This window comes from Microbacterium sp. ZW3a (genome assembly GCF_057167165.1).
The window spans coordinates 2466239-2490485 of the sequence record NZ_CM169903.1 but is presented as its reverse complement, the minus strand read 5'-3'; the positions used below and the strand labels follow the sequence as shown (position 1 = coordinate 2490485).

Here is a 24247-nt window from a genome sequence, read left to right as displayed (position 1 = left end):
AACGTGTGCGCTCGTCCCGAACGTGTGTGTTCGCGCGGCCCGCGGGCGGGCGACCGGATGCCGCGGCGTCAGGCCCGCTGCACCCGCAACGCCGCCCACAGCTCGGCGCGGGTCGCGAACGAGGTGAGGTCGCGCCCGAGCAGACGTTCGGCGACCGCCAGCCGCGTCCGCACGGTGTGACGGTGCACGCCGAGGGCCTGGGCGGTGGCCTCGTGGGAGCAGTCGTGGTCGAGCCACGCCGCCAGGGTCTCCACGAGCCGCGTGCCCTCGGCCGCGTCGTGCGCGGTCAAGGGGGCCAGCTCCGCCGCCGCGAGCGTCGGGGCGTCCGGCCCGAGCGCCGACAGCACCCCCGAGGCGGCGACCGCACCGAAGGTCGTGACGGGCCCGACACCGCGGTCGCGGGCGACCCGCGCCTGCTCGACGGCCGCGGTGAAGCGGTCGTAGCCGGTGGGGTCGGACACGCCGATCCGCGCCCCGAAGCGTTCGGCCGCTTCGTCGAGGGCGTGCTGCTCGCTCGCCGGCAGCACCACGACGACGCCGTCGTCGGACCGACCGAAGAATAGACCGCCGTGGCGTTCCTCGGCGCGCAGCTCGAGGAGTTCGGCCAGGCCGTCGCTGCGGGCCGCGGCCGCGTCGGTGAGGGCGACGACGATGGGCGCCGAGGGCAGCGGGCCCCAGGCATCGCGGGCGATCCGGCGCGCGAGGGCGGGATCGTCGGTGAGGAGCGACTGCACGAGCCCCGCGCGCAGCGCGCCGCGCGCCCGGTTCAGCCCCTGGTGCTGCTCGAAGGCCAGGCCGGCCATGGCGATCACCGCGGTCACCACGCCCCGGCCCTCCTGGTCGAGCTCGCCCGCCGCGATCGCGATGACCCCGCGCAGGTGACCGCCCCGTCCGAGCGTCTGCAGGGTGAAGGGGCGGCCGTCGATGCGCAGCGACGATCCCGCGCGCGCTCCCCGCCGCAGGACCGCGGCCACTTCGCCGCGCAGGGCGCTCGAGGTGTCGGCATCCAGGTCTCCGCCCGGGTGCGCGCGCATCAGCTCGCCGGCCCCGTCGAACAGTCCCACCCAGGTGCCCAGCTGCCGGGCGAGCTCGGCGAGGGTCGCGCCGAGCCCGTCGGGGCGGAGGGCCGCGAGGGCGATCGCGCGCTGCGCCGAGAGCGCCCAGCTGCGGCGGGCGTAGGCCTCGGCGGCGATGGCCTCAGCGTTCGCGCGGGCCACCGCGATGAAGGGGGTGCGGTACGGCACCTCGAACAGCGGCAGATCGTGTTCGCGGCACGCGGCCGAGAGCTCGGGTGGGATGCCGTCACGCACGACCTCCGTACCGAAGCCGAGGCCCGCGACCCCCCGCGCCGTCAGCCGCTCGACGTAGTCGCCCGCCGAGGTGGCTCCGCGCCCCTGGAACTGCGTCCCCGTCGTCAGCAGCACCTGGCCGTCGGACAGGAACGGGGTGGGGTCGGCGAGGTCGCTGCTGTGCACCCACCGCACCGGGCGGTCGAGTGCCTCGGGCGCGGTCCCGCCGTGTTCGAGGCGCAGGTGCAGGTCGCCGCGGCGCAGCAACGCGCCGAGGGTCGGGGTGTCGGTGGCATCCATGAGCGCCTTTGCGAGGGAGGTGTGTACGTCTCGTACAGCCGGGTATCCAGAATGTACAGCACGGACGGTGCTCGACCCGGGCGCCGTTCCCTACGCTCCGGAGCATGACCGCACCGCACACCGTCACCGCGCCCCCCGTCGGCGGACCCTCGCTCCCGCAGGAGCGCCGCCTGGTCACGAGCATTCCCGGCCCGCGCTCGCAGGAGCTCCTCGACCGCAAGGCCGCGGCCGTTTCGGCCGGCGTCGGCCATACCGTGCCGGTGCAGGCCGTCGCCGCGGGCGGGGGAGTGATCGTCGACGCCGACGGCAACTCGCTCATCGACCTCGGCTCCGGTATCGCCGTGACCACGGTTGGAAACGCCCACCCGGCGGTCGTCGCGGCCGTGCAGGAGCAGGTCGCCGCCTTCACCCACACGTGCTTCATGATCGCGCCGTACGACTCGTACGTCGCGGTGGCCGAGGCGCTGAACCGCCTCACCCCCGGCGACCACGCCAAGAAGAGCGCCCTGTTCAACTCCGGCGCCGAGGCCGTCGAGAACGCCATCAAGATCGCGCGCAAGCACACCGGCCGCACCGCCGTGGTCGCCTTCGACCACGCGTACCACGGCCGCACGAACCTCACGATGGCCCTGACCGCCAAGAACATGCCCTACAAGAGCGGCTTCGGTCCCTTCGCGGCGGAGGTGTACCGCGCGCCGATGTCGTACCCCTACCGCGACGGCCTGTCCGGTCCCGAGGCGGCAGCCCGCGCCATCTCGGTCATCGAGAAGCAGGTCGGCGCCGACAACCTCGCCGCCGTGGTCATCGAGCCCATCCAGGGCGAGGGCGGCTTCATCGTCCCCGCCGAAGGATTCCTGCCGGCCATCGGCGACTGGTGCCGTGCGCACGGGGTGGTCTTCATCGCCGACGAAGTGCAGTCCGGCTTCGCGCGCACGGGCGTCATGTTCGCCTCGGAGCTGTTCGGGATCGTCCCCGACCTGGTCACCACCGCCAAGGGCATCGCCGGCGGACTGCCGCTGGCGGCCGTCACCGGTCGGGCCGAGATCATGGATGCCACCCACACGGGCGGCCTCGGTGGCACCTACGGCGGTAACCCGATCGCGTGCGCCGCGGCTCTGGCATCCATCGACGCGTTCGAGAACGACGGCCTCATCGAACGTGCCCGCGAGATCGGCGAGATCCTGACCTCCCGCCTGTCGGCGATGCAGCAGGCGGACGCGCGTATCGGCGATGTCCGCGGCCACGGCGCGATGATCGCCGCCGAGTTCGTCGATCCCGCCACCGGTGAGCCCGATGCCGCGCTCACCGCCGCCGTGGCCAAGGCCGCGATCGCGGAGGGGGTCATCGTGCTGACCTGCGGCACCTACGGGAACGTCATCCGTTTCCTTCCGCCGCTGTCGATCGGCGATGATCTGCTCAACGAAGGTCTCGACGTCGTCGCGGACGCCCTCGCCCGCCACTGATCACCGAACCGAGGGGGCGGCAGACGACCCGACGAGCCGCCCCCTCGCTGCACCATCCGGGTCACCGATGCAGAGAAAGAAGATTTCATGGACGAGATCACGCGTGACGTCGTCGTCATCGGAGCGGGGGCCGCGGGCTTGACCGCGGCGAACGACCTCCGCAAGGCCGGTCTGTCGGTCGTCGTGCTCGAAGCGCGCGAGCGCGTGGGCGGGCGCCTGTGGACCGACGTCATCGACGGGGCGATGCTCGAGCTCGGTGGCCAGTGGGTCTCGCCCGACCAGGAGGCCCTCATCGACACGGTGGCCGACCTCGGCCTGTCGACCTTCAGCCGCTACCGCGAGGGCGACAGCGTCTACGTCGGACCTGACGGCGTCGCCCGGCGCTTCACGGGCGAGATGTTCCCGGTCTCGCCCGAGACCGAGGCGACGATCGACGAGATCACCGCGCGCCTGGATGCCATGGTCGCCGAGATCGACCCGGACAAGCCGTGGGAGCACCCGAAGGCCGAGGAGTGGGACAAGGTCTCGTGGGACGCGTGGCTCCGCGCGCAGACCGACGACGACGAGGCGGTGCGCAACCTCGCCTTCGCGACCGGGTCGGCGATGCTCACCAAGCCGACGCACACGTTCTCGCTCCTGCAGTCGCTGCTCATGGCGGCATCCGCGGGCTCGTATTCGCACCTCGTGGACGCCGACTTCATCCTCGACAAGCGCGTCGTCGGCGGCCTCCAGCAGGTTCCCGAGCTGCTGGCCGAGCGCCTCGGCGACGACGTGCTGCTGAACCAGCCCGTGCGCACCCTCCGCTGGGGCGACGACGGCGTCACCGCCGTCGCCGACGGCGTCACGGTGCGCGCCCGCTTCGCGATCCTGGCGCTGGCTCCGGTGCTGTACTCGCGCATCTCGTTCGAGCCGCCGCTGCCGCGCCTGCAGCACCAGATGCACCAGCACATCTCGATGGGCTTCGTCATCAAGGTGCACGCGGTGTACGACCGCCCGTTCTGGCGCGAGCAGGGCCTGTCGGGCACCGCGTTCAGCCCCTACGAGCTCTCGCACGAGGCGTACGACAACACCAACCACGGCGACGAGCGTGGCACGCTGGTGGGCTTCGTCTCCGACCAGAACGCCGACGACCTGTTCCGCGTCAGCGCGGAGGAGCGCAAGGAGCGCATCCTCGAGTCGCTCTCGCACTACTACGGACCCGAGGCGAAGAACCCGATCGTCTATTACGAGAGCGACTGGGGCACCGAGGAGTGGACCCGCGGCGCCTACGCCGCGAGCTTCGACCTCGGCGGCCTGAACCGCTACGGTGCCGACCTGCGTGAGCCCGTCGGCCCGATCCACCTCGCGTGCAGCGACATGGCGGGCGCGGGGTACCAGCACGTGGACGGCGCGATCCGCCAGGGTCGCCGCGCCGCCGACGAGATCCTGGATCGGGTCCGCGGATGACCGCCCCGGTGGTCGTGGGGTACACCGCGACAGACACCGGCGCCGACGCCCTCGCGCTCGGCATCCGCCTGGCGCGCGCCATCGGTGCGCCGCTCGAGGTCGCCCTCGTGCTCCCCGACGCCCGCAGCGTCATCACCCCGCCCGACGCCTCGTATGCCCGTCTCGTGCGCGAGCAGGCCGATCTGTGGCTCGGCGAGGTCGCGGCGACGATTCGGGATGCCGTGCACCACCGCGAGCACATCCGCCACGCCGACTCATTCGCCGAGGGGCTCGTCGCGTTCGCCGACGAGATCGGCGCCGGGTACATCGTGGTGGGCGCCGCCAACGGCGGTCTGCGCGGGCGTCACCGCCTCGGCTCCGTCGCCTCCGAACTCCTGCACTCCTCGGACGTGCCGGTCGTGCTCGCCCCGGAGGGATCGCGCCGCGTCGACCCGACGGTCGGGATCAGCCGGATCACGGCCGCGATCGGCAGCCGACCCGGAGCCGACGTGCTGCGCGAAGAGAGCATCGCGCTCGCCGCCGCGGCATCCGTGCCCCTGCGTCTGCTGTCGTTGGTCACGGTCGATCTCCCGCCGGGACTGCAGACCGGGGCGATCCGTATCGCGGGGGCCGCGCACGCGGAGGAGGTGCTCGCGCAGGCGCGAGCGGCCCTGCCCGCGGGTGTCGCGGCCGAGGTGGCGGTCGCCGACGGCGAGAGCATCGAGGAAGCCGTGCGCGACCTCGCCTGGGATCCCGCCGAGCTCGTCATCGTCGGCAGCAGCCGCCTGGCCCAGCCCCGACGCCTGTTCCTCGGTTCGACCGCGGCGAAGATGCTGCACGAACTGCCCGTTCCCCTCGTCGTCGTGCCACGCAGCCGTGCCGACGTCTCGTCCTCGGAAGGATCGCGGCCATGACCGCTCCCGACAGCGCCGCGGCGCCCCTGTCACCCGCCGCCGGCACCGACACCGGTGGCCTGTCGAAGAAGGGGTTGAGTGCCGGCACCATCGGGCTGCTCGGCGCCGTCGTCATCGGCATCTCCTGCATCGCCCCCGCCTACACGTTCACGGCCGCGATCGGCCCGACCGTCGGCGCGGTGGGAATGCAGGTGCCGGCGATCATCCTCGTCGGCTTCATCCCGATGCTCCTGGTCGCCTTCGGCTACCGCGAGCTGAACAACCGCATGCCCGACTCGGGCACGTCCTTCACCTGGGCCGCCCGGGCCTTCGGCCCCTGGATCGGATGGATGGCGGGGTGGGGCCTCATCGCCGCGACCGTCATCGTGCTGTCCAACCTCGCCGGTATCGCCGTCGACTTCCTGTTCCTGCTGATCTCGCAGCTGACCGGTCAGCCGGGCGTGGCGGATCTGGCATCCAATCTGCCCATCAATATCGCGGTGTGTCTGTTGTTCGTCCTGGGGGCGACCGTGGTGTCGTACCGCGACATGCAGACGACCCAGAAGCTGCAGTACGTGCTCGTGGGGTTCCAGGTCATCGTGCTCGTCATCTTCGCGGTGGTCGCGATCGCGCACGTGGTGGGCGGGGATGCCTATGACGCGACGCCGTTCGACTGGTCGTGGTTCAACCCCTTCGCGGTGACGTCGTTCAGCGCCTTCGCCGCGGGCGTCTCGTTGTCGATCTTCATCTTCTGGGGGTGGGACGTCACCCTCACGATGAACGAGGAGACGAAGGACCCCGAGAAGACGCCGGGGCGGGCGGCGACCATCACGGTCGTCACGATCGTCTCGCTGTACCTGCTGCTGGCGGTCTCGATGATCATGTTCGCCGGCATCGGCGACGGGGAGTTCGGCCTGGGGAACCCCGACATCCAGGACAACGCGTTCTTCGCGCTCGCGGGTCCCATCCTCGGACCCTTCGCTGCCTTCGTCTCGCTCGCGGTGCTCACCAGCTCGGCCTCGTCGCTGCAGTCCACGTTCGTGGGTCCGGCCCGGACCCTGCTGGCGATGGGTCACTACGGGGCCCTGCCGCCGAAGTTCGCCGCGGTCAGCCCCCGGTTCTTCACCCCCGGGTACGCCACGATCGTCTCGGCCGTGGTGGCTGCCGGGTTCTACGCGGTCATGCGCGTGGTCAGCGTCAACGTGCTCTCCGACACGATCCTCACGCTCGGCATCATGATCTGCTTCTACTACGGGCTCACCGCGTTCGCGTGCGTCTGGTACTTCCGCAAGCAGTGGTTCGACTCCGCGCGGAACGTGTTCTTCACGTTCCTCTTCCCGCTCGTGGGTGGCGTGATCCTCGCGGTCATCTTCGTCACGACGCTGATCGACAGCATGAACCCCGAGTACGGCAGCGGCTCGGAGATCGGCGGGGTCGGCCTGGTGTTCATCCTCGGCGTGACCATCATCGTGCTGGGAGCGGTGATCATGGTGGTGCAGTACTTCCGCCGGCCGGCCTTCTTCCGCGGCGAGACCCTCGCCATCGATGCCCCGCCGAGCGCTCGCCGCGTGCGGCGCTCGGCCCAGTGACCCTCGACCACGACACGAAACACGGGAGCCCACATGAGTGACTACGCCGTCGTCAACCCCGCCACGGGGGAGACCCTCGCCGAGTACGACACCCTCTCCGACGCCGGCGTCGAGGCCGCTCTCGCCGCCGCGCACGACGGTTACCGCGTCTGGTCGCGCACGGCTCCGGCTCAGCGCGCCGAGGCCCTGCGTCGCGCCGCGCAGCTGCACCGCGAGCGCCGCGACGACCTCGCCGCGATCATCGTGCGCGAGATGGGCAAGCCGCTGGAGGCCGCGCTCGGCGAGGTGGACTTCGCCGCCGACATCACCGAGTACTATGCCGACAACATCGACAAGATCACCGGCGACACCCCGATCGACATCCTCGGGGAGGGAACGGCAGTGATCCGCCGCTCGGCCCTGGGGCCGCTGCTCGGGATCATGCCGTGGAACTTCCCGTACTACCAGGTCGCTCGCTTTGCCGCCCCCAACCTCGCGGTGGGGAACAGCATCCTGCTCAAGCACGCGCCGCAGTGCCCCGAGTCGGCCGAAGCCCTGCAGCTGATCTACCGCGACGCCGGGTTCCCCGAGGGGGCCTACGTCAACATCCGCGTCACCAACGACCAGGCGGCGACCATCATCGCCGACCCGCGGGTGCAGGGGGTGTCGGTGACCGGCTCCGAGCGCGCCGGGGCGGCCGTCGCCGAGATCGCCGGACGCAACCTCAAGAAGGTGGCCCTGGAGCTCGGCGGGTCCGACCCGTTCCTCCTCCTCTCTACCGATGACCTCGACGCCGCGGTGCAGGCGGCGGTCGATGCGCGCCTGGACAACAATGGGCAGTCCTGCAACGGCGCGAAGCGCTTCCTCGTCATCGACGACCTGTACGACGCCTTCCTGGCGAAGTTCTCCGCCGCCCTCGGCGACGCGAAGGTCGGGGATCCCTTCGCGGAGGACACCGTGCTCGGGCCCCTGTCGTCGCTGGCCGCCGCCGAGCGGCTCGACGAGCAGGTGCAGCGCGCGGTCGCCCAGGGCGCGACGCTGGAGGTCGGAGGCACGCGCGACGGCGCGTTCTTCCCCGGGACGGTACTCGCCGACGTCACGAGCGACATGGACGCCTACCGCGAGGAGTTCTTCGGCCCGGTGGCGACCGTGTACCGCGTCTCGGGCGAAGACGAGGCCGTCGCCATCGCCAACGACACCGGCTTCGGTCTGGGGTCATACGTCTTCACGACGGATGCCGCCCAGGCCGAGCGCATCGCGGAGCGCATCGAGGCCGGGATGGTCTACGTCAACCTCGTGCTCGCCGACTCGCCCGAGCTGCCGTTCGGCGGCGTCAAGCGCAGCGGCACCGCGCGCGAGATGGGGCTCCTGGCGGCCGACGAGTTCGTGAACAAGAAGCTCATCCGCACGGCCTGAGTCGTCTCGTCCCCCGGCGCGGTTCGCCACGCCGGGGGACATGGCATAGACTGGGTGGTGCAGTCGAAATCTGCATTCTTTCGCCGTGCCCCGCGCACAGGCGGCATCCCTCCCCGAGAGATTCCTGGCGAAAGTGTGTCGGTTTCACATCCTGGATCCGCGAGGATCTTAGGGCGGTAGCTCAATTGGCAGAGCAGCGGTCTCCAAAACCGCAGGTTGCAGGTTCGATTCCTGTCCGCCCTGCGCACAGCGCACGCTGGCAACGAGAAGCGACCTAGGTGGTTCGATGACGCAGGACGAGGCGAAGGGCGAGATCGTCGCAGAACGCGGCGCGCCCCGTGAGAAGAAGCTGAACTTCTTCGCGCGGATCGCTCTTTTCATCCGCCAGGTCATTGCGGAGTTGCGCAAGGTCGTCACACCGACCCGGCAGGAACTGCTCAAGTTCACCGCCGTGGTCCTCGGGTTCGTCGTCGTCATGATGGCTCTCGTCTACGGCCTCGACGTGCTGTTCGTGTGGCTGACCAGCGCCGTGTTCGGCATCCCGGGCGCCGCCGGCGCCTGACCGGCGCTTCGGCGGACGCGCGGCCCCACGAGCGGCCGCTCCAGAACGGAAGAGATCACCAGTGTCTGAAAGATATGTCGACGACGCCGATTGGGCGACCGCGGCCGAGCAGTCCAGCGAGGACGACGAGGCCCAGGAGGGCAACGTGCTCGCGTCCCAGGAGCACGCCTCCGACGCGGCCGAGCACAACGCCATCCACATCGTCGACGAAGAGAACGACGATGACGACGCCGACCTCGGCGACGTCGACACCACCGACCCGGAGGCGGACGCGATCGTGAACGACGCTCTCGAGATCGACGAGACCAGCGAGGCCGAGGCCGCCGCCGAGGTCCTGAACGACTCCCTCGCCGAAGAGACCGCAGAGGAGGCCGCCGAGGCCGCCGACGAGGTCACCCCCTACGACGGTCCCGACATCAACGGCGAGCCCGACGAGCCCGTGCTCGACGAGGACTTCGTCGACGAGGTCGCCGGTGCCGCCGGCGTGATCGACGAGGTCGAGGCATCTGTCTCCCCCGCCGATGCCGCCGAGGCGCCCGCTGACGAGGACTCCGACGACGAAGACGCCGACCCGTACGAGGCGTTCCGCGCCGAGCTGCGTTCGCTCCCGGGCAAGTGGTACGTCATTCACTCGTACGCCGGTTTCGAGCGCAAGGTGAAGGCCAACATCGAGCAGCGCAAGTCGACGCTCGAGGTCGAGGACGACATCTACCAGGTCGAGGTCCCGATGGAGGACGTCGTCGAGATCAAGAACGGCCAGCGCAAGATGGTCACGCGCGTGCGCATCCCGGGCTACGTGCTCGTGCGTATGGACCTCAACGAAGACACCTGGTCGGTCGTGCGTCACACCCCCGGCGTCACTGGCTTCGTGGGCAACGCCCACAACCCCACGCCCCTCCGCTTCGAAGAGGCCTTCACCATGCTGAAGAGCCTCGTCGAGGTCAAGGAGTCCGCGCCCGCCAAGGGAGGAGCCGCCAAGGGCTCGCCCACCACGGCCCGCGTCATCCCCGCCGAGGTCGACTTCGAGGCCGGCGAGACCATCACGATCAAGGAGGGCTCGTTCGCGGGTCTTCCCGGCACGATCAGCGAGATCAAGCCCGAGAGCGGCAAGCTCACGGTGCTGGTGTCGCTCTTCGAGCGCGAGACCCCGGTCGAGCTGTCGTTCGACCAGGTCACCAAGATGATCTGACGCCCCGCGTCTGCGAACGCCCCGCCCGGCCCCGGCCGCGCGGGGCGTTCCGCGTTGCGCGGGGTGGTCACTGCGATTGACGAACGCCCCGGCCGGGCGGGGCGTTTCGCGGGGTGTTCACCGCGATAAACGCGATCGGCGCGAGGAAACGGGTTGCCGTCGCGTTTTTCGCCGTGGATGCCGTTTCTCGGTGCGGTGCGGGGGCGACTGCGCGCGCGGGGCGGTGCGCTGCGGGGGCGACTGCGCGCGGGGCGGGGCGGGGCGGGGGCGACTGCGCGTGCACCCAGCCGATAAACGCGATCGGCGGGGATAAACGCCGCGCTGTCGCGTTTCTCGAAGTGGATGCCGTTTATCACCGCCGGTGCCGGGGGCGCGCACGCGCCGGCCCGGGCCACGGTCCGGGGTCAGCGAGACCTGGGGTTGCGGTCGATCTGCAGGAGGTTGGCGGTATCAGTGGGCCCGGTCGGAGGGAGTCCGGCGGACCGGAGCGCGTCGTACAGGCCGTCCCCGCGAAGTGCGCCGGCGTAGTCCCAGCGGGCGATGCGCCAGCCGGCTCGGCGGAGCGCGTCTTCCCGGCGCTTTTCGTCGCGTACGGCGGCCGCAGCCTCGGCGGGATCGTCGGGGCTGTACTTCATCCACCCGTCGGCTTCCCCCAGCACGCGGAACTCGGGCCAACAGAAGTCGGACCGATAGCGGCGTCCGGCCACACGGTGCTCGGCCTGCAGCAGCGGCTCGGGGAACCCGTACCAGTGGATGACGGCGCGACTGACCGACTCCACCACGGACTCCGCGTCGCCGTTCGCGTGCTCACACACCCACTCCAGCCGCCGCCGTCCCCGGATCGATCGCTGCGAGACAGCGGTGTCGTGCACGTGCCGGGGGTGGATATCGAACGTGCGGATCGCGGCATCCGCCACCGCCAGGCCGAAGGCCGGCGGCAGCGCCCGCGCCAGATCGGCGACGGTATCGACGGGCGTGGTGATCCGCAGACCGTCCACCGCCGCCGACCGCCGCGCGTCGGCGCTGGTGTGGGCCACGACGTCGCCGTGCACCAGCGAGCGCGACCGGCGCCCGTCGAAGATGTGGACACGGTGGGGATGCCCGAATAGCGGCAGCCCGAGGAGGGCAGCGGCGGACTCGTGCGAGAAGACCACACCAGGCCGGACCAGCGCGTACGCGTGCACGCGCAGCAGGTATCTCTCCCATTCTGGAAGCGCGTCCCACACCTCCCGCGGGGTATAGACGCCCGGTCGCACACGCTGAAGGCTCGCATCGCGGTGCGGGTAGCGGCTCGCACGCTCGGCATCCGCTGTTCGCAGGAGTGGCGCGGGAGGCGGTCGGAGGGCGAGGGGGTGCATCAGCCGAGGATGCCAGCGGCGGCGCAACGCGCGCGGAGCCCTGTGGACAACGTCCGCCGTCACCGATAAACGCGATCCGCGGGGAGAAACGCGTTGTCCCTCCGTTTCCACCCGCCGATCGCGTTTATCGCTGCAGGAGGGAGGCAGCTGCCGAACCGGGAGAGCGCGGATGCCAGGGCGTGGCGTATGATGGGGAGGTTGCTCGTGCGTCTGTGCGAGCGCGACCGCTGTCCGGAACCGCCGGACGTGCGGGAGAGAGGACGCCCCCGGGGCGCCCGCTCGATGAGAGGAAGAGGATATGGCACCCAAGAAGAAGGTGACCGGCCTGATCAAGCTCCAGATCAACGCCGGTGCCGCCAACCCGGCGCCGCCGATCGGCCCCGCGCTCGGTCAGCACGGCGTCAACATCATGGAGTTCTGCAAGGCCTACAACGCCGCGACCGAGTCGCAGCGCGGCAACGTGATCCCCGTCGAGATCACGGTGTACGAGGACCGCAGCTTCACGTTCATCCTGAAGACGCCCCCGGCCGCCGAGCTCATCAAGAAGGCCGCTGGCCTCCAGAAGGGCTCGCCGACGCCGCACACCACCAAGGTGGGCAAGCTCACCAAGGACCAGGTGCGTCAGATCGCCGAAGCCAAGCAGCCCGACCTGAACGCGAACGACATCGAGGCCGCGTCGAAGATCATCGCCGGCACCGCCCGTTCCATGGGCATCACGGTCGAGGACTGAGGGAGAAAATCATGGCTACCAAGTCCAAGGCATTCCGCGCCGCTGCTGAGAAGATCGCGGCCGACACGTTCTACACCCCGGCCGAGGCTGTCGCCCTCGCGAAGGAGACCGGCTCGAAGAAGTTCGACTCGACCGTCGAGGTCGCGCTGAAGCTCTCGGTCGACCCCCGTAAGGCCGACCAGATGGTCCGCGGCACGGTCATCCTCCCCCACGGCACGGGTAAGACCGCGCGCGTCATCGTCTTCGCCAACGGTCCCGCGGCCGAGGCGGCTCTCGCTGCCGGTGCCGACGAGGTCGGCGGCGCCGAGCTCATCGAGAAGGTCGCCGGCGGGTACACCGCGTTCGACGCGGCCGTCGCCACGCCCGAGCTCATGGGCCAGGTCGGTCGTCTGGGTAAGGTCCTGGGCCCCCGCGGCCTCATGCCGAACCCCAAGACCGGCACCGTGACCCCCAACCCGGCCAAGGCCGTCGAGGAGATCAAGGGCGGAAAGATCGAGTTCCGCGTCGACAAGCACGCCAACGTGCACTTCGTCGTCGGCAAGGCCTCGTTCTCGGCCGAGCAGCTCGACGAGAACCTTCAGGCCGCGCTCGAGGAGATCGTTCGCCTCAAGCCGTCCAGCTCGAAGGGCCGTTACATCCAGAAGGGCGCCGTCTCGACCACCTTCGGTCCCGGCATCCCGCTGGACGTCAACGCCATCGTCTGACGTTCGTCGCCGAAAGCCCCGCCGCGCCCCGTGCCGGCGGGGCTTTCGCGTGCGCGCGCCCCACCGCACGCCTACGGCGCCCGCCACCGTCCACCTACGGCGCCCGCCGCCGCCCGCCTACGCCGTCGCCCTCCGGCACGGCGCCGCGTCTGCACGGACGTGCAACACAGCGTCATCCGGGAAGGATGCCGCCGCCGTTCATGTTGGGCTGGAAGCGCGCTTCGCGCTCGCCCCCCGATCCACACAGCAAGGAACATTTATGCCCCGTCGTCGTCTTCCCGTCCTCGCCGCCGCCCTCGGCGCCCTCGCGCTCACGCTCACGGCGTGCAGCGGAGGCTCCACCTCCGGTTCGGCCGAGCAGGGCGACGATCTCGGCCTGGTCACCGGCGGCACGCTCACCGTGGCTACGGAGGGCACCTACCGTCCGTTCTCGTTCCACGACGCCTCCGGCGAGCTGACCGGCTACGACGTCGAGATCGCCCAGGCGGTCGCCGACAAGCTGGGCCTCGAGGTGCGCTTCCAGGAGACCCAGTGGGACGCGATCTTCGCGGGCCTGGATGCCGGACGCTTCGACGTCATCGCGAACCAGGTCTCCGTCACCCCCGAGCGGGAAGAGCAGTACCTCTTCAGCGCGCCGTACACCGTTTCGCGCGGCGTGATCGTGACCACGGACGCCGACTCGTCGATCTCGACGTTCGCCGATCTGTCGGGCAAGACCACCGCCCAGTCGCTGACGAGCAACTGGTACGAGCTGGCGACCGAGAGCGGCGCGCAGGTCGAGGCCGTCGAGGGCTGGGCGCAGGCGGTCACTCTCCTGCAGCAGGGTCGCGTGGATGCCACGGTCAACGACCAGCTCACCTTCCTCGACTACGAGAAGACCAACAGCCCCACCGGCCTGAAGATCGCGGCCGAGACCGAAGAGACGTCGCAGAGCGCCTTCGCGACCCGCCAGGACAGCCAGGCTCTGGTGGATGCCATCGACACCGCGCTCGAGGAGCTGCGCGCCGACGGCACCCTCACCGAGATCAGCGAGAAGTACTTCGGCGCGGACGTCACGAAGTAAAGCCCCGCTCGACGCCCGCCCCTCGCGCCTAGCGTGAGTGGGCGGGCGATCGCGTGCGCGAGAGGAAGGAGGACGAGTGAACGACATCTGGACGCTGTTGATCGACTCGTTCTGGCCGATGGTGCTGGCGGGCCTGCGGGGCACGATCCCGCTGTCGCTCGCGTCGTTCGCGATCGGCCTGGTCATCGCCCTGGGCATGGCGCTCCTGCGCCTCTCGCGCCACGCGGCGATGCGCGGCATCGCGCGCTTCTACATCTCGGTCATCCGGGGCACGCCGCTGCTGGTGCAGCTGTTCGTGATCTTCTACGGCCTGCCGGCCGTGGGGTTGGTGATCGATCCCTTCCCCGCTGCCGTCATCGCGTTCTCGCTCAACGTCGGCGGGTACGCCGCGGAGGTGATCCGCGCCGCGATCCTCTCCGTCCCCCGGGGGCAGTGGGAGGCGGCGCACGTCGTGGGGCTTTCGCCCCGAAAGACGCTGACCCGCATCATCCTGCCGCAGGCGGCCCGGGTGTCGGTTCCGCCGCTGTCGAACACGTTCATCTCGCTCGTGAAGGACAGCTCGCTGGCATCCCTCATCCTGGTCACGGAACTGTTCCGCCAGGCCCAGAACATCGCCGCGTTCTCGTACGAATTCATGGCGATCTACCTGGAAGCCGCCCTGATCTACTGGCTGTTCTGTCTCGTTCTGTCGGCGGGACAGGGAGTCATCGAGAGGAGGCTCGATCGCCATGTCGCACGGTGACGACGCCCTGACCCCGCCCCGCCCCGCCGACGAGGCTCCATTGCTGCAGGTCGTGGGCCTGCAGAAGAGCTTCGGCGCGAATCGCGTGCTCGACGGCGTGGATCTCCAGGTCCGTCGCGGTGAGGTGCTCGTGCTCATCGGGCCCTCCGGATCGGGCAAGACGACGGTGCTGCGGTGCCTCAACGGCCTGGAGACTCCGGATGCCGGGCGCGTCGAGGTCACCGAGGGACCGGCGATCGACTTCGCGGGCGCCGTGTCGGCGCGGGATATCCGCGTCCTCCGCGACCGCTCGGCGATGGTGTTCCAGCACCACAACCTCTTCCCGCACCTCACCGTGCTGCAGAACGTCATCGAAGGCCCCGTGCAGGCGCACGGCGTGCCCAAGGCCCAGGCGATCGCGCGGGCGGAGGCGCTGCTCGATCGGGTCGGCCTCGCCGAGAAACGCGACGCGTACCCCTTCGAGCTGTCGGGAGGTCAGCAGCAGCGCGTCGGGATCGTCCGGGCCCTGGCGCTGCAGCCCGACCTGCTGCTCTTCGACGAGCCGACGAGCGCCCTCGACCCGGAGCTCGTGGGCGAGGTGCTGAAGGTGCTGCGCGGGCTCGCCGACGAGGGCTGGACGATGGTCATCGTCACGCACGAGCTCGCTTTCGCCCGCGAGGTCGCCGACGAGGTGCTCTTCTTCGACGAGGGCGTCATCGTCGAGCGCGGTGCACCGCAGACGCTGTTCACGCGTCCCGAGAAGGAACGCACGCGCCGGTTCCTCGACCGTATTCTGCGTCCCCTGGACTGATCCGCTCTAGGCGCTCTCGCGGATCTCGAATCCGGATGCCGCGGCGTCGCCGTCCGCCTCGGCCACGTCGACGCGATCGACGCGCGCCAGCGGCGGGCCGTGGTGGGCCCAGGCAATCATCGCCTCTACGGCTTCGGGCGCTCCCGCAACCCGCGCTTGGACCGTACCGTCGCGTCGGTTGCGCACCCAGCCGGTCACACCGTGATCCTCTGCGGCCGCGCGCATCGCCCACCGGAAACCGACGCCTTGGACGTGCCCGCGGATCGTGATCTCGATCGTTCGCATCGCTCCATTGTGACCTCAGCCGGTGAACACCGGGAAGACGAGCGAGAACGCCAGGCCCCACATCACGATCGCGATGATGCCGTCGAGCACGCGCCACGCGCGCGGCGAGTCGAGCCACCGCCCGAGGAATCGAGCGCCGAAGCCGAGGGCGGTGAACCACACGACGCTGGCCGTGGCCGCGCCGATGGCGAAGACACCCCGCGCGTCGCCGTGGGTCGCGGCGACCGAGCCCAGGAGGAACACGGTGTCGAGGTAGACGTGCGGGTTGAGCCACGTCAGGGCGAGACAGGTCAGCACGGCGGCGGTCGCGGTGGGGGTGATGGGTCGGGTACGCACGTCCGCGATCGCGCCCACCGGCGCCGGGTCGGCCGAGGCTCCGTCGACATGCAGGGCCTCGCCGCGGGGGCGCAGCGCGCGTCGGGCGGCGACGACGCCGTAGCCGATGAGGAACGCGGCTCCCGCCCAGCGGACGACGACCAGCAGCCAGGGCACCGCCGTGACGGCGGCGCCGATCCCGGTCACTCCGAGGGCGATCAGGAGGGCATCCGAGATCGCGCACACCGCAACCACGGCCAGCACGTGCTCACGCCGCACGCCCTGGCGCAGCACGAAGAGGTTCTGCGCGCCGATGGCGACGATGAGCGACAGGCCGAGGCCGAAACCGGCGGCGAGAGAGGTGAGCACGCCCCGACGCTAACCCGGTCGTGACGACACGTACAGCTCAGGATTCTGTTGGACCATTAGCATCGCTTCATGTCGATTCCCCTGGACCTCGCCCGGACGCTGGCCGTCGTGGTCGATGAGGGAACCCTGGATGCCGCGGCCCGCCGCCTGCACATCACTCCCTCGGCCGTCAGCCAACGTCTCCGAGCGCTCGAGGACCAGCTCGGCCGCGTCGTCCTGGTGCGTTCCAAACCCGTCCGCACGACGCCGGCCGGCGATGCCGTGGTGCGTCTGGCCCGTCAACTCGCGCTGCTCGAGCACGACGCGCTCGCGGCGATCGGGGCGGAGGGCGGGGCCGTGGCATCCGTTCCCCTGGCGGTGAACGCCGACTCGCTCGCGACCTGGTTCCTGCCGCCGCTGACCCGCGTCGCCGCGCGCCGCGCCGTGGTGTTCGACCTGCACCGCGATGATCAGGACTTCACGGCCGGGCTCCTCGAAACGGGGATCGTCATGGCGGCGGTCACCTCGCGTGAGGCCCCGGTAGCCGGATGCCGCGTGCGCCGCCTCGGGGTGCTGCGCTACGAGGCGGTGGCGGCGTTCGGCTTCGCCGCGCGGTGGTTCGCCGGCGGGGCGACCGCGGACGCTCTCGCCCAGGCCCCCGTCGTGGATTTCGACCGGCGCGACGACCTGCAGACGCAGTGGCTCGAGCGCCGAGGTGCGCCGGCGCACGTGCCGCCGCGACATCGCGTACCGGCATCCCAGGATTTCGCCGCGGCGATCGACCTCGGGTTGGGGTGGGGGCTGCTGCCGCGGTTCCAGTCCGCCGCGGGGTTGGCCGCCGGAACGCTGGTGCCACTCGGGGGCGACCCGGTGGACGTGCCGCTGTACTGGCAGCAGTGGAACCTCACCTCGCCCCTGCTCGACGAGGTGGCCGACGAGGTGGTCGTCGAGGGGCGTCGGGTGCTCTCGGTGGAGTGAGGTCAGTCGTCGCTGACGCGCAGCACGATCTTGCCCCGGGTGTGGCCCTTTTCGAGTTCGGTGTGCGCGGCGGCGACGGCGTCGAGGTCGTACACCCGATCGACGAAGACACGCACGGCCCCCGAATCGAGCAGGCGACCGACGGTCGCAAGGACCGCTCCGTCGGGGACGACCTTGTAATCGGTCGAGCGGATGCCGCGCGCCGACGCCGCCTCACGGAAGCCGGGCCATGCGCCGGTGGGCACCTCGATCAGGAGGCCTCCGGGGCGAAGCACCTCCAGTGAGCGCGTCCCGGTGTCGTCGGAGACGTTGCCGATGAGGTCGATCACCACGTCGACGTGGTCGACCACGTCTTCGAATCGCACCGCGGTGTAGTCCACGACCTCGGCGGCCCCGAGTTCACGCAGCCACTCGAGGTTGTGCGGCGAGCCCGTCGCGATGACGTGAGCGCCGAAGTAGGCCGCGAACTGCACGGCGAAGTGGCCGACCCCGCCGCTGCCGGCGTGGATCAGGATGCGCTGGCCCGCGTGCGCGAGCGCGGTCTCGACGACGACGCCCCACGCGGTCAGCGCCGCGAGGGGGACGCCCGCGGCCTCGACGTGCGAGAGCGAGGCGGGCTTGCGCGCGAGCGACAGGGACGGCACGACCGTGTACTCGGCGTATGTTCCCGGGGTGCGGGGGGTGGGTGTCATCCCGAACACCTCGGTGCCGGGCGGGAAGGGGTGTGCGTCGTACGGGGCGCTGACGACGATTCCGCTGAAGTCGTACCCGAGGGTCGCGGGCCACTGGGTGATCGCCCCGGAGGCTCCACGTCCGGCGCGCGTCTTGGCGTCGATGGGATTGATGCCCGCCGCCACGACCCGCACGAGCACCTCGCTGAGAATCGGGCGCGGCAGCGGCACGTCGGCGGGCCGCAGCACGTCGGTGGCGCCGGTGGCATCCATGACCATCGCGCGCATGGTCTCGGGCGGGGGAGGGGGTGGGGTCTCGACGGAGGCCTCGGGACGCGTCGATCGGAATCTCATCGGGCGCTCCTTCTCGTGGGTCACGTCGATGGCTGCTCCGCCTCGACCCCCTCAGTCAACCTCGCCATTGTCTCGACGGTGTTACACCTCGGTCACCGTGTCGCGTCGCTCGCTCGGTGCCGGTCGGGGACCTCGCCGACGGCCAGGGCGTGCAGCATGGTCGACAGGTGCTGGATCTCGTCGACCGACCAGTCGGTGAGCGCGTCGAACAACCGGCTCTCGTGGGGGGCTCGCGCCTCGCTGAGACGCCGGTGCCCCTCGTCGGTGACCGCGATCAGGCGGGAGCGCCGATCGTTCGGGTCGGGTGTCCGGGTGACGAGGCCGAGGCCCTCCAGCTCGCTGATCGCGCGGCTGAGGAATCCCTTGTCGGCGGAGAGCTTCTCGGCGAGGGACGACAGTGTCATCGGCCCGAACCGGCTCACCACCGACAGGGCCTTGAAGGTCGCCGGGAGCATCCCGGGGCTGACCCGTTCCGCCGCCTCCGAAACGAAGCGGCGGAACACGGTCATGAGCTCCGAGAACGACGATTCGAGCGCGTGCACGGCGGCCTGCCGCTCGTCGTCGTGTTCGCTGATCACGTCAGCCATCCTCCCCCATCGGGGCGTCCGCGCGGCGACGGGTGTCGGCATCCACCGTCTTCACCGTGCCCGTGGCCGACAGCGTGGCCATGCCCTCGGGCACCGACACGGTGGCCAGGTCGGCCTCGCTCGCCGCGATGCGCTCGGACGTGGTCATCTGCGTGAGCGGGCGGTTGGGGAGGAAGAGGATCGCGATGAGGCTCACCACGGCGACGGGAACCGCGACGAGGAACGCCTGGGCGATCGACTGCGCATAGATGTCCTCGACGATGAAGCGCACCGCCTCGGGCAGCGCCGACACCTGCGGGATCGTGCCCGACTGCAGCGATTCGGCGACGGGTCCGCCGGCCGCACCGAGCCCCACGATCGCCGTCTGCAGCTCTGCCCCGCGGTCGGTGAACAGTCCGGTCGCGGTGCTCGCGAGGACGGCGCCCATCACCGAGACTCCGATCGTGCCGCCGAGGCTGCGGAAGAAGGTGACCCCCGAGCTCGCCGCGCCCATGCGGGCGGGGTCCGCGGTGTTCTGCACGATCAGCACGAGGTTCTGCATCGTCATTCCCACGCCCGCGCCCAGCAGGAACATGTACAGCGAGACGAGGGCGAAGTTCGTGTCGTAGTGGATGGTCGACAGCAGGAACGTGCCCGCGATGAGGAGCGTGCCACCGGCGATGAGGAACGGCTTCCAGTGCCCGAAGCGCGTGATGAGCGCGCCCACGATGACGGATGCCAGGAGGAGACCGGCGATCATCGGGATGGTCATGACGCCCGCTTCGGTGGGCGTCGCGCCGCGGGCCATCTGCATGTACTGGCTGAGGAACACCGCGGTGCCGAACATCGCCAGGCCCGTGGCGATCGAGGCGATCGTGGCGAGGGTGAAGGTGGCGTCGCGGAACAGCGTGAGCGGAACCAGCGGCTCGGAGGAGCGCAGTTCGACCACGATGAAGAGGATCGTCGCGAGCACCGCGCCGCCCACCATCAGCAGGGTTTCGGTGCTGGCCCAGTCGAACGAGCGCCCGGCGTTGGTGACCCAGATCAGCAGCAGCGAGACCGCTGTCGAGAGGAGCACGATTCCGAGGTAGTCGATCTTGACGGCGCGCTTCGCCCGCGGGGGGAGGTGCAGCGTGCGCTGCTGGATGATCAGCGCCGCGACGGCGAAGGGCAGGGCGACGAAGAAGTTGAAGCGCCAGCCGAAGGTGTCGGTGATGACGCCGCCGAGGAGAGGTCCGCCCACCGTGGCGACGGCCATGACCGCGCCGAACAGGCCCATGTAACGGCCGCGCTCGCGCGGGCTGATGATGTCGGCCATGATCACCTGGCTGAGCGCGGCGAGGCCGCCGGCTCCCAGGCCCTGCACGGCGCGGAAGGCGATGAGCATGTCGGTGCTCTGCGAAAAGCCGGCGGCGGCCGTGGCCAGCACGAAGATCGCGATCGCGATCTGGATCAGGACCTTGCGGTTGAAAAGGTCGGCGAGCTTGCCCCAGATAGGGGTGGAGATCGCGGTGGTGAGCAAGGTCGCGGTGATGACCCACGTGTAGGCGTTCTGGTCGCCCGACAGGTCGTGGACGATCACCGGCAGCGACGTCGAAACGACGGTCGAGGCCAGCATCGAGACGAACATGCCGAGCAGCAGGCCGATCAGGGCCGGCAGCACCTTGCGGGGTGCCGCGGTATCGGGGACGGAAGCAGTCATGCGGAGCTCTCCAGGGGAGAAAGAAGGATGCCGCGACGACGTCGGCGCGTTAGTTGACGAAGATCAACTATACGCCGACTGTTTGATTTGGGTCAACTATCCGTCGAGGAGCGCGAGCGCGCGATACCTCTCCGTCGGCTCGGGTCGGGGCGCGGGAGGGCGCCCGCCCGTGGTGCGCCGGTACAGCTCATCGATGAGGGAAGTGGCCAGGCGCACGAGCGTGGCGATCTCTTTCTCGTCGCGGTCGACCCACTGGCAACGCGGCTCGTCGCCCACGGGGACGAAGGCGTCGTGCTGCTCCCACGCGACGAGCGTGCGCTCGGCGCCCAGGACGTGCTGCTGCCACCACACCTGTCGCAGGTACGTGCGCGGGATCGAGCGCCACGCCTTGTTCGTCGTCTTGATCTCGGCTAGCACGATCCGACCCTCGCCGTCGACGACGACCCCATCGGGGGTCGCCAGATGCCGCTTCTCGACGACCGCGTGATAGAGCGCCGACGAAGGCTGGATGCCATGGGTCGCGGCGACCCAGGCCGCGATCTCGGGCTCGCGTCGACGGCCGTGCGCCGTGTACGCGTTCCCCGAGAAGTTCGAGCCCAGGAGCTTGGCATCCGCGGCGCGGGCGATCGCGTTGGGGCTCGTCAGGGTCGCGACGTCGGTCGCGGTGATGCCGCGCGAACGGGCTCGGATCCAGGCGACGCGATCGCGCGAATCGGCGACGATCCGGGCCTCGAGATCGGCGCTGCGGGAGGCGACGAGCTCGGGGGACATGCGTTCGACCCTAACTCGGTCGCGGCCCTGTTTCGATCCGAACCCCGGCGCGTCGGCATCCCGCCCCTTGTCCCCGAGGTAAGGGTGACCTAAGTTGGTCGCATGATGCCCGCGCTGAGACGGCCCGACGGAGGTTTGTGGCGCGATCTCGAGGGGGCGGTGCTGCTCGGCGGAGACGCGCGGAACCTCCCCGAGATGCAGCGCATCGCCGCGGCGCTGTCACCCCGGGCGCACGTCACGGTGCTGATCGAGGCGGTCGCCGACGCGCAGGTCGAGCCATTCCCGGCCGGCGACGCACGGGTGTGCTGGCTCGTGCGGACCGCCGCGGGCGGGTTGCGACCGCGCGGGGAGCGGCTGGGCGCCGCGATCCACGCCTGGTGCGCCGAGTGGGCCTGCGGCGAGGCGCCCGTGTGCACGGTGTGGCTGGCCGCCCGCACGCCCACGCGGGTGGTCCGTATGACGCGGGCGCTGCTGCCCTCGGCCTGACGCGCGCGGCGGTCGTGTGGGCGGCGTTCGTCGTGCGCGCGCCGTCGGTCGAGAGCACACGTTCGGGTTGAACGCCCACGTTCCGGACGTCCCGAACGTGTGCCTTCGACCCGAACGTGGGCGCTCGGCGGGGTGCGGGGCGGGGCGGGGTGCGGGGCGGCGCGCGGGGCGGCGCTCCTGCACAGGCGGGGGAGGTGGCGAAGTGTCCACAGACGGGGCCTGGAGCAGGGTCGCAGGAGGCGTGAGTCGGGCACGCTGACCGGATGCCACGGGACATCACCATCGACCAGGCGCGGGCTGCGCTGTCCTCGCGTGCCGAACTTCTCGACCGGGACGTTCCGGTGAGGCAGCTTCGCCGCGAGGTGGCCGGTCCGGTGCGGCGCGTGCATCGGGGGGTGTACGCGGCGCGGGAGTTCGTGGAGGACCTCCGTCCGGCATCCCGCCATCGGCTCGACGCGATGGCTGTCGTCCGTCGGATGCGAGGGGGCGGCGCTGTGGTCTCGCACCTCTCCGCCGCTGTCATCCACGACCTCCCTCAGTACCGTTTCGTGGCTCGGCCGGTCGAGCTCACCGTCCGTGCCGATTCGCGGTCGTCGAGCAGTGCCCGTGTGCGACGACACAGCGACGACCTCGACGACGGCGATGTCGTCGAGGTTGATGGCATCCGGTGCACATCTCTCGAGCGGACCGTCTTCGACGTCGCCCGGACGGCCGGACTCGAGGTCGCCGTCGTGTGCGCGGACGCGGCGCTCCGGCGGGTCGCGGGGCGAGAGCGCGTGATCGACGCCGCCGCACAGGAGGCATGGCGCGAGCGGATGCGGGAGCGCGCAGCGCGGGCGACCGGGCGGCGGGGCGTGGCCGCCGCGCGGTGGGTCATCGAGTTCGCCGACGGGCGTGCAGAGCTGCCGGGCGAGAGCGTGAGTCGACTGCAGCTGTTCCGACTCGGTTTCCGTGACCTCGACCTGCAGGTGCCGGTGGCGGGCCCGTCGGGGTGGGAGTACTTCGTCGACATTGCCGTGGGGGAGCGCCGGATGTTCTGGGAGTTCGACGGGAAGGGGAAGTACCTCGATCCCGAGCTGCGGGGCGATGCCTCCCTCGACCAGGTCTTCCTGGCAGAGAAGCGGCGCGAGGACTGGATCCGCGGGAAGACTCAGTGGCGGCTGTGTCGCGGCGGATTCCGCGACATCGCCACCCCCGAATCGCTGGCGGACCGCCTTCGCGCCTTCGGCGTGGCGCTTCCCTCCTGACGCCCGCTGCGTCGCACATCCCGTGCGGCACGACGTCCGGCGCCGAGCGCACACGTTCCACACGTCGTCCTGCGCCGAGCGCACACGTTCCGCACGTCGTCCTGGGCCGAGCGCACACGATCCGCACGAGTGCACACGGTCGGGGCGTTCGGATCGTGTGTCTTCGTGCGGATCGTGTGCTTTCGCGCGGGGGTGCGCGGCGCGGGGCGCGGCGCGCGCGGGCGGCGGCGCCGCGCCGGCGCCGGGGCGGATTTGGGGCGGAGGAGGGGGTGGGGTACAGTGGATGCAAGCCAAAGACCGCCGGTCATCAGAGTGCTCGCACTCGATCGAAGCGTCTGCCGAAAGGCAGAGGACCTGCGCAGGTAACATGTAACTCTTCCCGATCGGGATTTTGAGCTCCGTGCGCCTGCGCCGGAGCTCTTCTTTTTTGCAGCGTGCCCCGGTGTCTTCGGCTGGCGCCCCGCTTCCGCGGAGCGCCTCGTACACACAAGGAGTGGCCATGGCGCAGAAGGATGCATCGGTCGCCGAGCTCACGAAGCACTTCGAGAACTCGACTGCCGTTCTGCTGACCGAGTACCGCGGTCTGACGGTTGCCCAGCTCAAGCAGCTGCGCAACGACATCCGTCAGGACGCGGAGTACGCCGTGGTGAAGAACACGCTGACCAAGATCGCCGCGGCAAACGCGGGGGTCACGGGACTGGACGACGAGCTCAAGGGCCCGTCTGCCATCGCGTTCGTGCACGGCGACCCCGTCGCCGTCGCGAAGAGCCTGCGTGCCTTCGCCAAGGCTAACCCTCAGCTCGTGGTGAAGGGCGGCTACTTCGATGGCGCCGCTCTGACCGCGGATGAGGTCAACAAGCTCGCCGATCTCGAAAGCCGTGAAGTCCTGCTGGCGAAGCTCGCCGGCGCGATGAAGGCGACGATGACCAAGGCGGCATACGTCTTCCAGGCGCTTCCGTCGAAGGCCGTTCGCACGGTCGACGCGTTGCGCGAGAAGCAGGACACCGCGGCCTGACCCGGCCCGGCTGACAA

At 70.4% G+C, this 24247-nt stretch carries 24 protein-coding genes and 1 tRNA gene; 17 read left to right on the top strand and 8 right to left on the bottom strand.

What is annotated here, in order from left to right; translation table 11 throughout:
- Nucleotides 1–68 precede the first annotated feature (68 nt).
- Nucleotides 69–1589: a PucR family transcriptional regulator gene (locus tag ACU6WY_RS11705; protein ID WP_483819821.1), complete on the bottom strand. Its 1521-nt coding sequence runs from the start codon at nucleotides 1587–1589 to the stop codon at nucleotides 69–71.
- A gap of 104 nt (nucleotides 1590–1693) precedes the next feature.
- Here ACU6WY_RS11705 and gabT point away from each other — a divergent pair, with 104 nt between their 5' ends.
- The 8 genes from gabT to nusG all read left to right on the top strand — a co-directional run bounded on the left by gabT (nucleotide 1694) and on the right by nusG (nucleotide 10105).
- The gene (gabT, locus tag ACU6WY_RS11700) at nucleotides 1694–3052 is read left to right on the top strand and encodes a 4-aminobutyrate--2-oxoglutarate transaminase (RefSeq protein ID WP_483819820.1); all 1359 of its coding nucleotides are present in this window, start codon (nucleotides 1694–1696) and stop codon (nucleotides 3050–3052) included.
- Between the two features lie 87 nt (nucleotides 3053–3139).
- Nucleotides 3140–4498, top strand: coding sequence for a flavin monoamine oxidase family protein (locus ACU6WY_RS11695; RefSeq protein ID WP_483819819.1), 1359 nt, complete (start codon nucleotides 3140–3142; stop codon nucleotides 4496–4498).
- Entirely contained in the window at nucleotides 4495–5391 is an 897-nt protein-coding gene (locus ACU6WY_RS11690) for a universal stress protein (protein ID WP_483819818.1), read from the top strand. The genes ACU6WY_RS11695 and ACU6WY_RS11690 overlap by 4 nt, the downstream gene beginning before the upstream one ends.
- The gene (locus tag ACU6WY_RS11685) at nucleotides 5388–6959 is read left to right on the top strand and encodes an APC family permease (protein WP_483819817.1); all 1572 of its coding nucleotides are present in this window, start codon (nucleotides 5388–5390) and stop codon (nucleotides 6957–6959) included. The genes ACU6WY_RS11690 and ACU6WY_RS11685 overlap by 4 nt, the downstream gene beginning before the upstream one ends.
- 33 nt (nucleotides 6960–6992) lie before the next feature.
- Nucleotides 6993–8354, top strand: a complete 1362-nt coding sequence (locus ACU6WY_RS11680) for an NAD-dependent succinate-semialdehyde dehydrogenase (protein ID WP_483819816.1) — start codon at nucleotides 6993–6995, stop codon at nucleotides 8352–8354.
- Nucleotides 8355–8524: 170 nt separating this feature from the next.
- A tRNA-Trp gene (locus ACU6WY_RS11675) sits at nucleotides 8525–8597 on the top strand.
- A gap of 43 nt (nucleotides 8598–8640) precedes the next feature.
- Nucleotides 8641–8916, top strand: coding sequence for a preprotein translocase subunit SecE (gene secE / locus ACU6WY_RS11670; protein WP_483819815.1), 276 nt, complete (start codon nucleotides 8641–8643; stop codon nucleotides 8914–8916).
- Between the two features lie 61 nt (nucleotides 8917–8977).
- The gene (nusG, locus tag ACU6WY_RS11665; protein ID WP_483819814.1) at nucleotides 8978–10105 is read left to right on the top strand and encodes a transcription termination/antitermination protein NusG; all 1128 of its coding nucleotides are present in this window, start codon (nucleotides 8978–8980) and stop codon (nucleotides 10103–10105) included.
- Between the two features lie 404 nt (nucleotides 10106–10509).
- Here the strand turns inward: nusG and ACU6WY_RS11660 are convergent, their stop codons facing one another.
- The gene (locus ACU6WY_RS11660; protein ID WP_483819813.1) at nucleotides 10510–11463 is read right to left on the bottom strand and encodes a hypothetical protein; all 954 of its coding nucleotides are present in this window, start codon (nucleotides 11461–11463) and stop codon (nucleotides 10510–10512) included.
- A 298-nt stretch (nucleotides 11464–11761) separates the two neighbouring features.
- Here ACU6WY_RS11660 and rplK point away from each other — a divergent pair, with 298 nt between their 5' ends.
- The 5 genes from rplK to ACU6WY_RS11635 all read left to right on the top strand — a co-directional run bounded on the left by rplK (nucleotide 11762) and on the right by ACU6WY_RS11635 (nucleotide 15492).
- On the top strand, nucleotides 11762–12193 hold the full coding sequence (gene rplK / locus ACU6WY_RS11655; protein ID WP_483819812.1) for a 50S ribosomal protein L11: 432 nt from the start codon (nucleotides 11762–11764) through the stop codon (nucleotides 12191–12193).
- Nucleotides 12194–12204: 11 nt separating this feature from the next.
- Nucleotides 12205–12897 carry a 50S ribosomal protein L1 gene (gene rplA / locus ACU6WY_RS11650; RefSeq protein WP_483819811.1) on the top strand — a complete coding sequence of 231 codons (693 nt, stop codon included), beginning with the start codon at nucleotides 12205–12207 and terminating at the stop codon, nucleotides 12895–12897.
- 259 nt (nucleotides 12898–13156) lie between these two features.
- Complete coding sequence (locus ACU6WY_RS11645; RefSeq protein ID WP_483819810.1) at nucleotides 13157–13960, top strand: amino acid ABC transporter substrate-binding protein; 804 nt, start codon at nucleotides 13157–13159, stop codon at nucleotides 13958–13960.
- 118 nt (nucleotides 13961–14078) lie between these two features.
- Nucleotides 14079–14702 (top strand): amino acid ABC transporter permease, encoded by a 624-nt coding sequence (locus ACU6WY_RS11640; RefSeq protein ID WP_483821917.1) that lies wholly within the window; start codon nucleotides 14079–14081, stop codon nucleotides 14700–14702.
- Nucleotides 14689–15492, top strand: a complete 804-nt coding sequence (locus ACU6WY_RS11635) for an amino acid ABC transporter ATP-binding protein (RefSeq protein ID WP_483819809.1) — start codon at nucleotides 14689–14691, stop codon at nucleotides 15490–15492. The genes ACU6WY_RS11640 and ACU6WY_RS11635 overlap by 14 nt, the downstream gene beginning before the upstream one ends.
- Nucleotides 15493–15498: 6 nt before the next feature.
- Here ACU6WY_RS11635 and ACU6WY_RS11630 read toward each other — a convergent pair whose 3' ends face one another.
- Nucleotides 15499–15777 (bottom strand): acylphosphatase, encoded by a 279-nt coding sequence (locus tag ACU6WY_RS11630; protein WP_483819808.1) that lies wholly within the window; start codon nucleotides 15775–15777, stop codon nucleotides 15499–15501.
- A gap of 15 nt (nucleotides 15778–15792) precedes the next feature.
- Nucleotides 15793–16461, bottom strand: coding sequence for a LysE/ArgO family amino acid transporter (locus ACU6WY_RS11625; protein WP_483819807.1), 669 nt, complete (start codon nucleotides 16459–16461; stop codon nucleotides 15793–15795).
- A 69-nt stretch (nucleotides 16462–16530) separates the two neighbouring features.
- Between ACU6WY_RS11625 and ACU6WY_RS11620 the strand changes: the two genes are divergently transcribed.
- Nucleotides 16531–17418: a LysR family transcriptional regulator ArgP gene (locus ACU6WY_RS11620; protein ID WP_483819806.1), complete on the top strand. Its 888-nt coding sequence runs from the start codon at nucleotides 16531–16533 to the stop codon at nucleotides 17416–17418.
- Nucleotides 17419–17420: 2 nt separating this feature from the next.
- Here the strand turns inward: ACU6WY_RS11620 and ACU6WY_RS11615 are convergent, their stop codons facing one another.
- The 4 genes from ACU6WY_RS11615 to ACU6WY_RS11600 form a co-directional block, all read right to left on the bottom strand.
- Nucleotides 17421–18443 carry an NADP-dependent oxidoreductase gene (locus tag ACU6WY_RS11615; protein ID WP_483819805.1) on the bottom strand — a complete coding sequence of 341 codons (1023 nt, stop codon included), beginning with the start codon at nucleotides 18441–18443 and terminating at the stop codon, nucleotides 17421–17423.
- Nucleotides 18444–18535: 92 nt separating this feature from the next.
- A complete protein-coding gene (locus tag ACU6WY_RS11610; RefSeq protein ID WP_483819804.1) occupies nucleotides 18536–19021 on the bottom strand; it encodes a MarR family winged helix-turn-helix transcriptional regulator in 486 nt (161 codons plus the stop codon).
- A 1-nt stretch (nucleotide 19022) separates the two neighbouring features.
- A complete protein-coding gene (locus tag ACU6WY_RS11605; protein WP_483819803.1) occupies nucleotides 19023–20711 on the bottom strand; it encodes an MDR family MFS transporter in 1689 nt (562 codons plus the stop codon).
- Between the two features lie 96 nt (nucleotides 20712–20807).
- Nucleotides 20808–21482 (bottom strand): YqaJ viral recombinase family protein, encoded by a 675-nt coding sequence (locus tag ACU6WY_RS11600; RefSeq protein ID WP_483819802.1) that lies wholly within the window; start codon nucleotides 21480–21482, stop codon nucleotides 20808–20810.
- 102 nt (nucleotides 21483–21584) lie between these two features.
- Here ACU6WY_RS11600 and ACU6WY_RS11595 point away from each other — a divergent pair, with 102 nt between their 5' ends.
- The 3 genes from ACU6WY_RS11595 (at nucleotide 21585) to rplJ (ending at nucleotide 24230) form a co-directional block, all read left to right on the top strand.
- On the top strand, nucleotides 21585–21968 hold the full coding sequence (locus ACU6WY_RS11595; protein ID WP_483819801.1) for an SIP domain-containing protein: 384 nt from the start codon (nucleotides 21585–21587) through the stop codon (nucleotides 21966–21968).
- A 263-nt stretch (nucleotides 21969–22231) separates the two neighbouring features.
- Nucleotides 22232–23215 (top strand): hypothetical protein, encoded by a 984-nt coding sequence (locus ACU6WY_RS11590; RefSeq protein WP_483819800.1) that lies wholly within the window; start codon nucleotides 22232–22234, stop codon nucleotides 23213–23215.
- Nucleotides 23216–23714: 499 nt separating this feature from the next.
- Complete coding sequence (gene rplJ / locus ACU6WY_RS11585; RefSeq protein WP_483819799.1) at nucleotides 23715–24230, top strand: 50S ribosomal protein L10; 516 nt, start codon at nucleotides 23715–23717, stop codon at nucleotides 24228–24230.
- Nucleotides 24231–24247: the final 17 nt, after the last annotated feature.